The organism is Sagittula sp. NFXS13 (genome assembly GCF_040148795.1).
GTDB classification, from domain to species: domain Bacteria; phylum Pseudomonadota; class Alphaproteobacteria; order Rhodobacterales; family Rhodobacteraceae; genus Sagittula; species Sagittula marina.
The window spans coordinates 246470-260765 of the sequence record NZ_JAGEMH010000004.1 but is presented as its reverse complement, the minus strand read 5'-3'; the positions used below and the strand labels follow the sequence as shown (position 1 = coordinate 260765).

The 14296-nt window shown below is 58.4% G+C and carries 12 protein-coding genes; 8 read left to right on the top strand and 4 right to left on the bottom strand.

Going from position 1 to position 14296, the window contains the following annotated elements; all coding sequences use genetic code 11:
- Nucleotides 1-258: 258 nt before the first annotated feature.
- Nucleotides 259-1752, top strand: coding sequence for a catalase (locus J4E08_RS12000; RefSeq protein WP_349538699.1), 1494 nt, complete (start codon nt 259-261; stop codon nt 1750-1752).
- Between the two features lie 476 nt (nt 1753-2228).
- Here the strand turns inward: J4E08_RS12000 and J4E08_RS11995 are convergent, their stop codons facing one another.
- Nucleotides 2229-3077: a DUF6456 domain-containing protein gene (locus J4E08_RS11995; protein ID WP_349538698.1), complete on the bottom strand. Its 849-nt coding sequence runs from the start codon at nt 3075-3077 to the stop codon at nt 2229-2231.
- A gap of 522 nt (nt 3078-3599) precedes the next feature.
- Between J4E08_RS11995 and J4E08_RS11990 the strand changes: the two genes are divergently transcribed.
- Complete coding sequence (locus J4E08_RS11990) at nt 3600-3887, top strand: DUF6477 family protein (RefSeq protein WP_349538697.1); 288 nt, start codon at nt 3600-3602, stop codon at nt 3885-3887.
- Between the two features lie 70 nt (nt 3888-3957).
- Here J4E08_RS11990 and J4E08_RS11985 read toward each other — a convergent pair whose 3' ends face one another.
- Nucleotides 3958-5502, bottom strand: coding sequence for a trimethylamine methyltransferase family protein (locus J4E08_RS11985; protein ID WP_349538696.1), 1545 nt, complete (start codon nt 5500-5502; stop codon nt 3958-3960).
- Nucleotides 5503-6484: 982 nt separating this feature from the next.
- Here J4E08_RS11985 and guaA point away from each other — a divergent pair.
- The 3 genes from guaA to bmt all read left to right on the top strand — a co-directional run bounded on the left by guaA (nt 6485) and on the right by bmt (nt 9840).
- Entirely contained in the window at nt 6485-8056 is a 1572-nt protein-coding gene (gene guaA, locus J4E08_RS11980; protein WP_349538695.1) for a glutamine-hydrolyzing GMP synthase, read from the top strand.
- Nucleotides 8057-8106: 50 nt separating this feature from the next.
- Nucleotides 8107-8733 carry a YdcF family protein gene (locus J4E08_RS11975; protein WP_349538694.1) on the top strand — a complete coding sequence of 209 codons (627 nt, stop codon included), beginning with the start codon at nt 8107-8109 and terminating at the stop codon, nt 8731-8733.
- A 96-nt stretch (nt 8734-8829) separates the two neighbouring features.
- Nucleotides 8830-9840 (top strand): betaine--homocysteine S-methyltransferase, encoded by a 1011-nt coding sequence (gene bmt / locus J4E08_RS11970; RefSeq protein WP_349538693.1) that lies wholly within the window; start codon nt 8830-8832, stop codon nt 9838-9840.
- A 22-nt stretch (nt 9841-9862) separates the two neighbouring features.
- Here bmt and J4E08_RS11965 read toward each other — a convergent pair whose 3' ends face one another.
- On the bottom strand, nt 9863-10948 hold the full coding sequence (locus J4E08_RS11965) for a PA0069 family radical SAM protein (RefSeq protein ID WP_349538692.1): 1086 nt from the start codon (nt 10946-10948) through the stop codon (nt 9863-9865).
- A gap of 171 nt (nt 10949-11119) precedes the next feature.
- Between J4E08_RS11965 and J4E08_RS11960 the strand changes: the two genes are divergently transcribed.
- The 3 genes from J4E08_RS11960 (at nt 11120) to J4E08_RS11950 (ending at nt 12747) form a co-directional block, all read left to right on the top strand.
- Nucleotides 11120-11824, top strand: coding sequence for a cobalamin B12-binding domain-containing protein (locus J4E08_RS11960; protein ID WP_183967454.1), 705 nt, complete (start codon nt 11120-11122; stop codon nt 11822-11824).
- Nucleotides 11825-11936: 112 nt separating this feature from the next.
- A complete protein-coding gene (locus J4E08_RS11955) occupies nt 11937-12110 on the top strand; it encodes a hypothetical protein (RefSeq protein ID WP_183967452.1) in 174 nt (57 codons plus the stop codon).
- On the top strand, nt 12091-12747 hold the full coding sequence (locus J4E08_RS11950) for a DUF1638 domain-containing protein (protein ID WP_349538691.1): 657 nt from the start codon (nt 12091-12093) through the stop codon (nt 12745-12747). The genes J4E08_RS11955 and J4E08_RS11950 overlap by 20 nt, the downstream gene beginning before the upstream one ends.
- Here the strand turns inward: J4E08_RS11950 and J4E08_RS11945 are convergent.
- A complete protein-coding gene (locus J4E08_RS11945; RefSeq protein ID WP_349538690.1) occupies nt 12744-14189 on the bottom strand; it encodes a divergent polysaccharide deacetylase family protein in 1446 nt (481 codons plus the stop codon). The two genes, J4E08_RS11950 and J4E08_RS11945, sit on opposite strands and share 4 nt — an antisense overlap.
- Nucleotides 14190-14296 lie beyond the last annotated feature (107 nt).

Here is a 14296-nt window from a genome sequence, read left to right as displayed (position 1 = left end):
GTATCTACGCACATATGATGTGCTTTTCCACCCTTGATCGCCTTGCATCCAATGCATGGCGGCTGTGCGTGGGCGTCGACCTCAACTTGAGATGTTCCACGTTCGACGGCTACAGCGCGACACCCTCTTCGCAACCGCAACACTCATCCCCCTCATACCGATAATAATAACTTATCGCACACCACCGAAACTATGATGGAACCACGATGCGGTCGGCCCGTTGAACCCATAAGATCTCAACCTCTACAGGAGGACCTCATGTCCCAACGCCAGACCACCACAGCCGGCGCGCCCGTCCCCACCAACGAAACATCGAAAACCGCCGGTCCTCGCGGTCCAGTCCTTCTCGAAGACTACCAACTGATCGAAAAGCTCGCTCATCAAAACCGCGAGCGCATCCCCGAACGGACTGTGCACGCCAAGGGTTGGGGCCTGCAGGGCACATTTACCGTGACGCACGACATCACGAAGTACACCCGCGCGAAGATTTTCTCTGAAGTTGGTAAAAAAACCGATGTGCTCTCTCGCTGGTCCACCGTGGCTGGGGAAGCCGGGGCCGCCGACGCCGAACGCGATGTCCGCGGTTTCTCGCTGAAGTTCTACACCGAAGAGGGCAATTGGGATATGGTGGGCAACAACACGCCCGTCTTTTTCGTTCGTGACGCCTACAAGTTTCCGGACTTTATTCGCACGCAGAAACGTCACCCCAAGACCAACCTGCGCTCCCCCGAGGCGATGTTCGATTTCTGGGCCGGTCAGCCCGAATCCGTACACCAGGTGACGATCCTGATGTCAGACCGGGGCATTCCTCAGAACCCGACGCATATGAACGGCTACGGCTCGCATACGTTTTCCATGTGGAACCACGAGGGCACGCGCTACTGGGTCAAGTTTCACTTCAAAACCCATCAGGGCCACGATTACTACACCAACGAGAAAGCCAAAGAGCTGATCGGTCAAACCCGTGAAAGCTATCAGGAAGATCTTTGGAACATGATCGAAGCGGGCAAACACCCGAAGTGGACGCTGAAAATCCAGGTGATGGAAGAAGAACAGGCCGCCAGCCTCGACTTCAACCCGTTCGATGTAACAAAGGTTTGGCCGCACAAGGATTTCCCCTTGATCGAAGTGGGCGAGCTGGTAATGCACACCGTGCCGGAAAACTATTTCCAACTGGTGGAAAACGCAGCTTACTCGCCGTCCAACGTCGTTCCAGGCATCGGCTTTTCGCCGGATAAGATGCTGCAAGCGCGCGTTTGGTCCTATGCCGACGCACACCGCTATCGGTTGGGAACACACTATGAAGCGCTGCCAGCCAACGCTCCGAAGGCCGCGTCCGTCGCGCACTATCACAAGGACGGCGCAATGCGCTTCTTCCAGAACGATACGGGGAATTCGAACGCCTATTACGAACCGAATCAATACGAAGACGCACCACGCCCCGACCCGTCCGTCATGGAACCTCCGCTGAAAATTGATCCGGAGGCCTACCGCTATCCACAAGAAACGGAAGAGGTGGACTTTGTGCAGCCGCGTGCTTTGTACAAAGATGTTCTGACCGACGACGAACGTGTCCGTTTGCACCAGAACATGGCTGGGGCCATGGCACCATGCTCGGACAGTGTAAAGGAACGCTGGTACGCGGTGCTGGAACGGGTCCATCCTGACTACGCCAAAGGTGTCCGCGAAGCGGTCGAGAGCGCTCCGGCCCTACCAGTGACGGATGACACACCGGTCAAAGCAGCTGAATAGAAACTCAAAAGGCGGCCCTGTGTATGGGGCCGCCCTTTACAATTTCAGATGCAGGCCGATCGCCCTAGCGATGCATCGCCTCCCATCCGGTCGAACCACAGAGGTTTAACGAGAGACGACGGCTTTCCGGTAACATTTCCGATCAAAACCAATAAGATGCACAAGATTCCCGATATCGACGGGCTCAAGCCCCGAAGGCGACGATCCTCTGGCCAGCAGAACAGTGCGCAAACAATTCTCCCCATCCCCCTCCACAAGATTCTCGCCGTGAACGCTCCTGAGGCGGTTTGCAGCCCCCTTTGCACCTGACCATGCTCTCTCGGTACAGTCGCTTCCGAAATGTCCTTGTTAAGTATCCCCCTGCGGCTGAAAGCACTCCAAGTCTTTAATACATCAAGCGTTTCGCGGAAATCATGCCACTGAAGATGTGGAATTTTGCAGCCTTTCATCGAATATAAAGGGTGAGTTGATCAGCTTCAGGCGATCAAATCACCACCTACGCGACCACGTTCCTCGTAGTGGCGGCGCAGCCTTTGCAAGGCAATGCGCAAGACGATCTTCCCGGATCGCGCGGACCACCCAAGCTGTTTTTCCGCCGTTTCCAACCCTTCAAGGTAACAGCAGCAGCGCAGTGCGACGTCCCCTAACCCCGCACCCAAATCGCGCAAAGCCAACTGCAGTCGCTTTTGTGCCTCCGTGGCGCCATCCTCACCACAGTACAGCGATGTCGTAATACCAGAGGTTAGAAATTGATCCCAATTTTGCGTTGTGCGAGGCCCGATCTGTGCCAACTCGAAATCCTCGCGCAACCGCTCGCCTGCGCTGATCAGCTCCTCTGTCAAAAAAGGCTGACCATCTCGGTCACGACGTCTGCCCAACGCGGTGAGAGGGCTTTCAGCCAAAAGATATCGGCCCTTGCGCACGCGTGGATCGCGATCCACCTCGTCCAATGCCGCTTCGGCGGCGCGTCCGTTGTCAAAACCCGCCTGCGCTTCGGCAAAGCCGCGCACCCGATTTTCCTGCTGCGCCACCATTTGGTTCAACGCTGACCGCCCGCCGGAGGTAATCCGATACTGGGAAATGCGCGCGGGGCGATCACAGGTGATCCATTCCCTCAGCGCCATGGCCTGCGCAATGGACATATCGGTGACAGCGGTGCGCGCGCTGCCCCCGTCGCCGGTGTCCCGCACCACAACCGCTTTTTCCATCTCCGCGGCGACGGCAAGAATGGCGCCCGGTTCGCACAGGCGGCGCAGAATGCGACGCGCTTCACGCGTCAGAGTGATCTCATCCGGCAGAGCCGGCATATTAACGGCAGCAGTCATAAGCTCATCGTCCTTTCTGGTCGTTGATGCCAGGTTCCAGTCCCCGGCTGCCCCCAGGTTGCATAAAGCTGCATCAACAAGAGGATCGTCCCTTCGCGACTCGATTTTCCGGACTTGCCGCGAAATAGTCGACGGATACTGTGCCGATTGACGCGCCAGTTCCCGAATGGACCGTCCAAATTCGGTATGCTCCATGTAGAGGCGCACCTCATCAGGTACCCATCTAGGCAGCAGTCGATCCGAGTTATCAGACGGCGTTACCTTCATTTGAAGCATCCCGTCCGCGGAAGGTTTTGCACAGACTTATCCCCATTTACTAAATCGCAACCTATGGGTGTTCAGGTTACTCTTTGGTTAACAGTATTTCTCGAGTCTGATCTTTCCTAACAATAGATAATCAAACGTAAATCACTCGAACGCAGCAGTCGGTGTGTACGCAACACCCATTCCGGGTGTGCCTATCTTGGGTTGAGGTCGGGCTGTTTTCCACAGGAAGACGGCCCCACAACGAGGAGGCTGAAAATGAAAGATCTGCTGGGTATACTAAATGACTTGCGCCGACCAAAACTGTTGATCCGCGCAGCGCGGATCGGGGTGCGGGACTACCGTCGCAGTTCATGTTTGAACCGCATACTAGGCCAGGGTCAGATGCCCCGACCCGGTGAAGCTGTCATGCGTTTGATCGAGATCGAAGCAGACATCGACGAACAACGTCGCACCGCCGATGCCAGCTACAGCGTCACCCGCCATGTCGAGGTTCTGACAGCCATGATGGGAGAGGCCCGTCTGCTCGGAGACACGGCACGCTGACGCTTCATCTACATTGAGGTCATGGGCGGCCCAGCAGGGCCACACCATGCGATTTTTGCGACACGCGCTTTTAGGTGAAGCTATCAGGCATGGAAGCCTTCTTTTCCGCTACATAGTCATGCAAGGCTTCGCGCACTGCGGGATCCATGGCGGGCTCCACATAGCTGCTCAGCAGCTTCTCCATCCGCGCTTGGGCAAGAGTGGCCGTGTCACGCCCACCTTCTTCTGACCATGTCTCAAACGGTTTGTAATCAAGGACTTCTGAGCGCCAGAAGGCGCTTTTGAAGTTTGCTTGGGTGTGCGCGCATCCCAAGTAGTGACCGCCAGGACCAACTTCACGCAGGGCATCCATAGCCTGCGCATTTTCGTCCATGGCGACGCCTTTAGCCAGTCCGTGCAACGCGCCAAGCTGGTCCGCATCCATGACGAATTTCTCAAACGAGGCCACCAGCCCACCTTCGAGCCAACCACACGAGTGCAGCATGAAATTGACGCCCGCAAGCAGCCCCATGTTGAGCGAATTTGCAGTCTCATAGGCGGCCTGTGCATCCGGCAATTTCGATCCGCAGAACGACCCAGCGGACCGGAACGGAAGTCCCAATCGGCGCGCCAACTGCCCTGCGCCGTACGTGATATGGGACGCCTCTGGCGTACCGAAGGTCGGAGCACCGGAATTCATGTCGATCGACGTCACAAAAGCACCGAAGATCACGGGCGCACCGGGGCGGACCAACTGGCTATAAGCCACCCCCGCGAGCACCTCTGCCAGAACCTGTGTCAGCGTTCCCGCGATAGACACAGGGGCCATGGCACCGCCCACGATAAAGGGCGAAATAATGCAGGCTTGGTTGGCAGCTGCATAGACTTCGAGCGCCCCCATCATCGTGTCATCAAAGGTCAGCGGCGAGTTAATATTGATCAGCGAAGTCATTACCGTATTTTCGGAAACAAACTGTTTTCCGAACAAAATCTCACACATTTCCACGGAATCCGCCGCGCGACTCGGTTCGGTCACCGAGCCCATGAAGGGTTTGTCTGACAGCGTCATGTGTGCCAGCATCATGTCCAAGTGGCGCTTGTTAACTGCGACGTCCGTCGGTTCGCAGACTGTTCCCCCAGAGTGATGCAACCATTTTGACTGCTGACCAAGCTTCACGAACTTGCGAAAATCTGCGATCGTTGCGTAGCGCCGACCACCATCGATATCACGCACAAAAGGTGGGCCATACACAGGCGCCAGCACGAGGTTCTTTCCGCCGATTTCGACGTTTCTCTCAGGATTGCGAGCATGCTGCGTGAATTGCGACGGCGCAGTAGAGGCGAGTTTGCGCGCCAGCCCTCGCGGAATACGCACTCGTTCACCTTCGATCGTCGCACCTGCGGCGCGCCAACGTTCAAGCGCAGCGGGGTTGTTTACAAAATTTACCCCTATTTCTTCGAGAACCGTTTCCGCATTTTCTTCGATGATCTGCAGAGCTTCTTCGTTCAGCACCTCGAAGTTGGGAATGTTGCGTTCGATGAACCGCGCCGTGTCGATCACCGTGGATGTGCGCTCCGCCCGACGCGCCGCGCCACCGCCACCTTTGCCCCGCTTGCGCGCTGCTGCTTCTGCCATCTTTTCATGCCCTCGCGGCTGGCCGGGGGGCGACCGTCGTCCCCCGTGATTAAGCCTTTTGTAACGACTGGACCACTCCCGGCCTTGGACGTTTCCGGCGTGTCAGACCTGAAAGCGACATCGAAAAGCCGCCAGCGCCATCGAATCCTGTATCAACCATGTAAGCACGCAAATTTCAGGTCGCCTCTCGATGCCACAGAAATCTTTCCAGATGCTTGATGCCATGATTTCTCGGTGCCCGTTTTCCAGAAAACCTTAGCAAGCATTATGGGAAAGCTTGTCATGGCACTGCCACATGCGACTACTCCCCAGTCCATATGCATGGCAAATCAGCTTGGAAAGCACGCCGCGGCCATAGACTGACAGCGTTGCGCGACTTGCCATCCCCAGGCCCGCTGGCTTCGCTTGCGCAGCCGAGCAGGGAACTTAGCAGTGAGGATGGTCAACAACCGGTCTACGATGATGATAGTCAGGTTTCGGACCGCTCTTTAAGCTGTAGCGTCTCAGGGAGACCGTACAGAAATGACCGAATGAAAACGCTATTCGTCAGAGTTCAGATCGAATGTTTCTCCAGAGGCATTTAAGTGACCCGTGAAAACAATAGCTTGTCCGGTTGCCCAAGTTATGGCCATGGGTTCGAGCACGATGGGCGACGGTCAAAGAACAGCGACGCGCGGGACGAGCGCCCCCCATTAGGCCAAGGCAGGTCCAACCTGCACCGGGCTCCCTGTGGCGTTCCATGGTTCAACCGCAGCACCGAAACACCGTCAGGAGATATGCCTCCACGTCAAGTCACATGGCCGGTACAGCCGATCTTTGCCCGTGTCGACCCAACCTCGCTGCATGCCTGGACAGAACGCGGCAGTGTTTTCCGAGAAGACCACAGCCACGGCGTGCGCCAGAGCGTCTCTCGCCGTTGAACTGATGCCAGGATACCGCCTGCCTCTTGCGCGCGCGTGACGTGCGGCCTATGGCATGCGCCATGACTCAGATCCAGCACCAGCGCCTCCTTATCATCGACTTTGGCTCCCAGGTGACGCAGCTCATCGCGCGCCGCCTCCGCGAACTGAACGTCTATTGCGAAATCCATCCCTATCAGAACGTGACAGACGCGTTTCTGCGGGACTTCGCCCCAAAGGCCGTCATTTTTTCCGGCGGCCCTGACAGCGTGACCCGAGACGGGTCGCCACGTCCACCAAAATCCGTTTACGCCCTCGGCGTGCCGATCCTTGGCATCTGCTATGGCCAACAGGTGATGATGCAAGACCTCGGCGGCCGCATAGAAGCGGGCGAGAGCCACACAGCAGAGTTTGGCCGCGCATGGGTCGCACCGACCGAGCGCACAACCGACTTCTTCAATGGCTGGTTCCTGGACGGCACCGGCCGCGAACAGGTTTGGATGAGCCACGGCGACCATGTCGCCGAGCTGGCACCTGGGTTTGAGGTCTACGGCACCTCGACCGGTGCGCCCTTCGCCATGACCGCTGACCTGGATCGACGCTTTTACGCCGTGCAGTTCCATCCCGAGGTGCATCACACACCGAACGGCGCAACGCTGTACGAGAACTTCGTCAAGCTGGCTGGCTTCGACGGCGACTGGACCATGGGCGCCTACCGCGAAGAGATGATTGCGAAGATCCGCGAAGACGTGGGCGACAAACAGGTGATCTGCGCGCTGTCGGGCGGTGTTGATTCCTCTGTGACCGGCATTCTGCTGCACGAGGCCATCGGTGACCAGTTGACCTGCGTTTTCGTCGATCACGGCCTGCTTCGGCAGAACGAAGCCGAACAGGTTGTCGCTATGTTCCGCGACAACTACAACCTGAACCTGATCCACGCTGATGAAAGCGACTTGTTTCTCGGCGAACTTGAGGGCGTTTCTGACCCCGAAACCAAGCGCAAGATCATCGGCAAGCTGTTCATTGACGTCTTCCAGAAATACGCTGACGGCATTGAAGGCGCTGAATTCCTGGCTCAGGGAACATTGTACCCTGATGTTATTGAATCAGTGTCGTTCTCCGGTGGTCCCTCGGTCACAATCAAATCGCACCACAACGTCGGTGGCCTGCCAGAGAAGATGGGTCTCAAGCTGGTGGAGCCCCTGCGCGAGCTGTTCAAAGACGAGGTCCGCGCGCTGGGTCAGGAACTTGGCCTGCCCGCGTCGTTTATCGGCCGGCACCCCTTCCCCGGTCCCGGCCTTGCGATCCGTTGCCCCGGCGAGATCACCCGCGAAAAGCTGGAGATCTTGCGAAAGGCCGATGCCGTCTACATCGACCAAATTCGCAAACACAATCTGTATGACGAAATCTGGCAAGCCTTCGCCGCAATCTTGCCCATGCGCACCGTCGGCGTAATGGGTGACGGTCGGACTTACGATTATGCGCTGGCGCTTCGGGCTGTGACCTCGGTCGATGGGATGACTGCGGATTACTATCCGTTCACCCATGATTTCCTTGGCGAGACCTCCACTCGGATCATTAACGAAGTGCGCGGAATCAACCGTGTGTTCTATGACACCACCTCGAAGCCCCCAGGGACCATCGAGCTGGAGTAAGAAACCTGAGACCCGGCTCACCGCCGGGTCTTTTGTTTTAGGGAACGACCATGCGTCTTCTGATCAAACTGTTTGCCGGCTACATCCTGCTTTGCACATCCTTGGTTCTGCTGTCGATCAATCTGGTCCAGCGGTGTGATGCGGTGCGGTCGCATTTCGACGTGGCCGTGGTTCTTGGTGGCGGAAGCACAGCCGACGGTTTGTCCATCGATTCCGCCGCGCGGGTCATAGCGGGCGTACGGCTTTACCAGACCGGAACTGTCGACAGCCTGTTGATGACTGGGGCCGGCGCGCTGGGTCAGGCTTCAACCGCCAAAGCCATGGCAAGAAAAGCACGCGACATGAGCGTCGATTCCGAGGGCATCCTTGTTGAAGCGGCCTCGCAGTCCACGCTGCAAAACGCCCGCTTCAGCCTTGAGATCCTGCCGGAAGATACACGCGTTATCGTCGTCACCGAACCGTTTCACGCGCTTCGAGGGGCGGCATCGTTCCTTTGGGCCGGAAAAGCGGTTGCCGTCTGCGCCACCCCCAAAGTGCCACGCCCCGGCCAAGGCACCCTCCGCGCGCGTGTCCGAGAAGTGGCCGCGTGGGCCGTAAACATACCGCGTGCCGCTGGCTGGACCATGGCGGCCTGGCTTGTGCCCGAGGATCGACTGCCCCTGTGGACCTTGCAGTAGGCCATATCAACCTCATGACAATGATGCAGATTATGCATTTGCGTCATGCAGCCCGATGTGGAACACGACTTGTCAAAGCCCCGAGGAGCCTTTCACATGACCAATGCACTGTCCCGTGCTCTTGAAACCCGCGACTGGCTGCTGGCCGATGGCGCAACCGGCACCAATCTATTCAACATGGGGCTGCAATCTGGCGATGCGCCGGAGTTCTGGAATGAAAACGAGCCGGAGAAAATCCGTACACTTTATCGCAACGCCGTGGAGGCCGGGTCAGATCTTTTCCTGACCAACTCCTTTGGTGCAAATGCCTCGCGGCTGAAACTGCACGACGCGGGCCATCGCGCCTATGAGCTGTCCAAGATCGCCGCCGAATTGGGCCGCGAAGTGGCAGACGCCGCAGGCCGTGAGGTCATCGTCGCGGGCTCCGTCGGGCCGACGGGCGAAATCATGGGGGCCGCCGGATCGCTCGGCCACGCCGACGCGGTTGCGATGTTCGAAGAAACCGCAAAAGGCCTGATGGACGGCGGCGCCGATGTGCTCTGGGTCGAAACCATTTCCGCCCCCGAGGAATACAAAGCTGCAGCCGAAGCCTTCAACAATATCGGAGCGCCATGGTGTGGGACCATGTCCTTCGACACTGCAGGCCGTACAATGATGGGGATGACGGCCCCTGCGATGGTTGAGATGGTCGAAGGATTGCCGACACCGCCCATTGCCTTCGGTGCCAACTGCGGCGTCGGCGCGTCCGATCTCATGCGCACCGTCTTGGGCTTCACCGCCACCGGAACGAAACGCCCCCTGATCGCAAAGGGCAATGCTGGCATACCGAAATATGTCGATGGTCATATCCATTACGACGGAACGCCAGAACTGATGGCCGAATACGCCTGCCTCGCGCGGGATTCCGGTGTCAGTATCATCGGCGGCTGCTGCGGCACCCTGCCCGAGCACCTCAAAGCCATGCGTGAAGCGTTGGAAACGCGCCCCCGTGGCGCTGGTCCCTCGCTGGAAGAGATCTCTGAAAAGCTTGGCGGCTTCTCCTCAGACAGTGACGGCACCGGCGAGCCGACCAAAACGCGCGAGCGTCGCGGTCGCCGTCGCAGTTAAACGAGACTTGGACCCAAAGCGATCAGAAGAGTTTCAGCTGGTCACCTTTCCTGGGCGGCACACGAAACAGATCGCATCGCAGCGCTGGCTGTGCCTCATCCAGACCAAGCGCCCGAGTCACACGACGAAACCTCTGCGCGATCAAATCTGCGTAAACACCCTCGCCTTTCATCCGGTGGAACCACTTCGCCGAATAGACTTCACCCCCGTGCATGTCCCTGACATGCCCCATCACGCGCTTAGCACGGTCCGGATAATGCTCCTCCAGCCACGTCTGCCACAGATCAGCGACCTCGCGCGGCAACCGCAGCATGATATAGCTGGCGGAGGTCGCCCCGGCGTCCGCTCCGGATTCAAGGATATGCTCCAACTCAGGATCAGTGAGCGCGGGCACCAACGGCGAGGCCATCACCCGCACCGGAATGCCAGCCCCCACCAACGCCCGGATTGTCGCCAGACGGCGCGCGGGCGCGGGGCAACGCGGCTCCATCCGACGCGACAGATCCGGGTCCAGCGAAGTGACCGAAATGCCGACACGCAGCAATCCCTCTGCTGCCATGGGCGCGAGGATATCCAGATCCCGTTCGATCAGCGTGCCTTTGGTGACGATGGCGACCGGATGGCGAAAATCCCGCAGAACCTCAAGGCAGGCTCGCATCACACCCTCGTTCCGCTCGACCGGCTGGTAGGGGTCCGTGTTCGTACCGATGGCCAGAGGTGCGACGCTGTAGCGCTTGGCCGACAGTTCTCGCGCCAAGACTTCCGGTGCGTTTCGACGGGCGGTCAGCTTGGTTTCGAAATCCAACCCCGGCGAGAGTCCCATGTAGGCATGTGTCGGCCGGGCAAAGCAGTAGATGCAGCCGTGCTCGCAGCCCCGATAAGGGTTCAGCGAACGGTCAAATGGAAGATCCGGCGAGCGGACGTAGTTGATGATCGTCCGCGCCTGTTCGGGCCGGACTTCAGTGCGCAGCACACGCTGCTCTTCGGGGATATCCCAACCGTCACTGCAACCTATACGGCTAAACCGTTCGAATCGACCGGTTTCGCGGGTGGCTGCCCCTCTGCCGCGCCGTTGCTCGGGCGCTATGATCCTCTCTTCATGGTCCATTCTGTAAAACTAGAACATAAATGGAACATTTACAATCTCTGCCTAATCTCCGTGCACAAAGTCGGATTGGCCTTGTCCCATGTCGCAATCTGCCAATTGAGGCAGGGGAAAAATGACAACTAATCGCAGAACAGGTCTATGACCGCTGCGCCCGCAGAAAGGAAACGCACAATGTCCGACGAAGAAGACGACATCATCCTCTCCGAACTCGATGACGAGGAGCTTGTCCAACAGATGTTCGACGATCTCTACGACGGTCTCAAGGAAGAGATCGAAGAAGCGGTCAACATCCTGCTGGAGCGCGGCTGGCAACCCTATGACATCCTGACCAAGGCCTTGGTCGGCGGCATGACGATCGTCGGTCACGACTTCCGCGACGGGATCCTGTTTGTTCCCGAGGTGCTGCTGGCCGCCAATGCGATGAAAGGTGGCATGCACATCCTCAAGCCGCTTTTGGCAGAGACCGGCGCGCCCAAACAGGGCAAGATGGTCATCGGCACCGTGAAGGGCGATATTCACGACATTGGCAAAAACCTCGTCTCCATGATGATGGAAGGCGCCGGGTTCGAGGTCGTCGACCTTGGGATCAACAACCCCGTTGAAAACTACCTTGAGGCCATCGCCAAGGAGGAGGCAGACATCCTCGGCATGTCCGCGCTGCTCACCACCACCATGCCGTATATGAAGGTCGTTATCGACACGATGATCGCGCAAGGTATCCGCGATGACTACATCGTGCTGGTCGGCGGCGCACCGTTGAACGAGGAGTTTGGCAAGGCAATCGGCGCTGATGCGTATTGTCGCGATGCCGCCGTGGCTGTTGAAACGGCCAAGGAGTACATTTCCCGCAAGCACAACCAGATGGCCGCGGGCTGACGCTCCTTCGCCATGACGTCGCGGAAAATCATTACAAAAGGTCCCTTTTCGACTTAGGGACCTTTTCCTTTTTCCACCTTTGCACCATACTCATCAACAAGAGGAGAACGGTATGCCTGTCACGTCTTTCGCCCTTCTGGTCCTGTCGGCCTTGGTTGCGCTTGTTCTTGCGCTCTGGGCGCTATCGAGCTGGGGTGCGTTAACTGTACTTGGTGTGATCCTTGGACTGGTGCTTTTCGGCCTGTGGGCCGCGGCTCCGATGCCAAATGACGACAGCACAACATAGCCCGCTTCCCACCGACAGCACCCTGACGACCCAAGGAATGGCACCCTCTGGCGATGGGCGCGTTCTTCTCATCGCATGCGGCGCCTTGGCACGAGAAGTCGTGGCCTTGGTACGTATGAACGGCTGGTCTCAGGTCGACTTAACTTGTTTGCCAGCCATTCTGCACAATCACCCCGAGAAAATTACTGATGCGGTGCGCGATGCCGTGGCGCGCCACAGAGGTAACTATCGTCGTGTGGCCGTTGTCTATGCCGACTGCGGCACAGGCGGGCTTCTTGAACAGGCCTGCAATGAAATGGGCGTCGAAATGATTGCCGGCCCACATTGTTATGCCTTCTTTGACGGGCTCCACCGCTTCGCCGCCCGCGAAGAACTTACTGCGTTTTACCTTACCGATTTCCTGACCCGACAATTCGACGCTTTTGTTTGGAAACCATTGGGTTTGGACCGCCATCCAGAGCTTTTGGATATGTACTTCGACCACTACGAGACGCTCGTTTACCTAGCACAAACCGACGATCCGGTCTTGACCGCCAGCGCCCGACAGGTCGCAGATCGAATGGGCTTAGCGTTCGAGCGGCGCTTCACCGGATATGGGGAGCTCGCAACCACTCTGGAACGCTGGGCAGTGCCTTAATTTGAAGATACGTTCTTGACAGATTCTTGCAGGATCGTTGAGATCGGCACCAAAGTGATCGTGTTACCGCGATCCTGAAGGCCCCAAAGCAAAAGCGCAGACACCGTATCCGCCCGGATACGGCCTAGCATGACAGCCTCACCTTCCTGCCGTGCACGAAACGACGCCTGATCCAAGGTGCGTCGGATCAGCGCCTGATCCTGCCCCTCTCCGTCCAGATCACGGAACAAAGAAGCAGAAGGCACTCCTTCCTTAGCCGCCAATTTCTGCGCAGTGTTCAGCCCATTCTGCTCCATGACCAAACCGTGGCCAGACGCACCTAAAAAAGCCGCGGCCTGAGACGCAATAGCTCGGCTGCTCTGCAAGCCCCCCGAGGGCCCTTCAAGCACGCCGACCGCTTCAGGCACAGTATCGAGCAATCCTGCCAAGGTCACCTCAACATCGGATGGCTGAGCGCCATCAGGCATATCGGCCAACGCGAGAACCTCGAAACCACGTTCGCGGTAGCCCCGTGCTGCCTCCGCAGGGTTCGGGTGCGCCGGGTCGATGGCAAACGTCACCGGAAAGGGGAACGTCTCCAATTCGGCCGGGCCCATAGGACCGCTGCCGTCGTCGATCAAGACGATCGCCATGCGCGGGACGCCATCCTCAGGCTTGAAAGGCACCGAGAATTTTACCAACGGGCTATCATCTGACAAGGCGCCTAGCGTCGCAGGTTCACCAGAATCCGGTGCTTCGTCCTTTTCAGAGGAAGAGGTCACAGCGGGCAACCGACCTTGCGGCACTGCCGGGTCACGCTCTGTCAAAGACGCGGCGGGCTTTCCGATGCGTGGCCGATCAGAAACCTCGTTCACCGCAGCGCGTGGCGCATCCTCGGGAGCAGGTTCCGGAGCAGGCGCTGGCGCCTCTACACTGGGTGCGTTGTCAGCCTCCGCATCGGGCGCGACAGGTGGCGTGTCAAGCTCCACCACCTGAACCGTTTCCGGGGCTTCTTTCGAGGTTTCCACTGGTGCGCTTTCCTCTGCGGCGTTGGGCTCCACGTCGGCTGAGGGCATGTTTGGCACGACTTCCAGATTATCTTGCACAGTAGGCGCATCATCCTCTGTCACAACCATGGCCACATCGTCGCCGATGGGTTGGACCTGCGCAAGCGCCTCAGCGGTATCGCTGACCTCAGGCACAGGCGTCTGCGCCGCCGGCTTTGGCGTTTCGTCTCGCGACATCTCTCGCATGCTCTCAGGATCTACCGCCTCGGGAGCATTGTCCTCATTTATGGTGATCTGGACCGGTCGGACGCTTTCCGGGTCAGCCACGTCCGGAGCTTCGGTGACCACATCTGGCCCCGACGGGACAGAGCGATCGACCATCAGAGACAGTGCGCCGGCCCCCGCTGTGGTCACCACTGTTCCCCAGATCACACCTGCCAGAAATCCGCGTGCCATACCCTGTGCTCCCTACCGCTCGTTCACTTTGGCGCTGCGTGAACAGGTTTCGGCTTCGTCCTCCGTCCCTGGTCCGCCCCGGTGACACTTGACCTCCCAAGCGCCGC

Bases quoted from the DNA above. Each gene is read 5' to 3' on its own strand.
- guaA (WP_349538695.1), top strand. From the start codon at position 6,485: ATGACTCAGATCCAGCACCAGCGCCTCCTTATCATCGACTTTGGCTCC.
- J4E08_RS11960 (WP_183967454.1), top strand. From the start codon at position 11,120: ATGTCCGACGAAGAAGACGACATCATCCTCTCCGAACTCGATGACGAG.
- J4E08_RS11950 (WP_349538691.1), top strand. From the start codon at position 12,091: ATGACGACAGCACAACATAGCCCGCTTCCCACCGACAGCACCCTGACG.
- J4E08_RS11945 (WP_349538690.1), bottom strand. From the start codon at position 14,189: ATGGCACGCGGATTTCTGGCAGGTGTGATCTGGGGAACAGTGGTGACC.
- J4E08_RS11955 (WP_183967452.1), top strand. From the start codon at position 11,937: ATGCCTGTCACGTCTTTCGCCCTTCTGGTCCTGTCGGCCTTGGTTGCG.
- J4E08_RS11990 (WP_349538697.1), top strand. From the start codon at position 3,600: ATGAAAGATCTGCTGGGTATACTAAATGACTTGCGCCGACCAAAACTG.
- J4E08_RS11995 (WP_349538698.1), bottom strand. From the start codon at position 3,077: ATGACTGCTGCCGTTAATATGCCGGCTCTGCCGGATGAGATCACTCTG.
- J4E08_RS11965 (WP_349538692.1), bottom strand. From the start codon at position 10,948: ATGGACCATGAAGAGAGGATCATAGCGCCCGAGCAACGGCGCGGCAGA.
- J4E08_RS11975 (WP_349538694.1), top strand. From the start codon at position 8,107: ATGCGTCTTCTGATCAAACTGTTTGCCGGCTACATCCTGCTTTGCACA.
- bmt (WP_349538693.1), top strand. From the start codon at position 8,830: ATGACCAATGCACTGTCCCGTGCTCTTGAAACCCGCGACTGGCTGCTG.
- J4E08_RS12000 (WP_349538699.1), top strand. From the start codon at position 259: ATGTCCCAACGCCAGACCACCACAGCCGGCGCGCCCGTCCCCACCAAC.
- J4E08_RS11985 (WP_349538696.1), bottom strand. From the start codon at position 5,502: ATGGCAGAAGCAGCAGCGCGCAAGCGGGGCAAAGGTGGCGGTGGCGCG.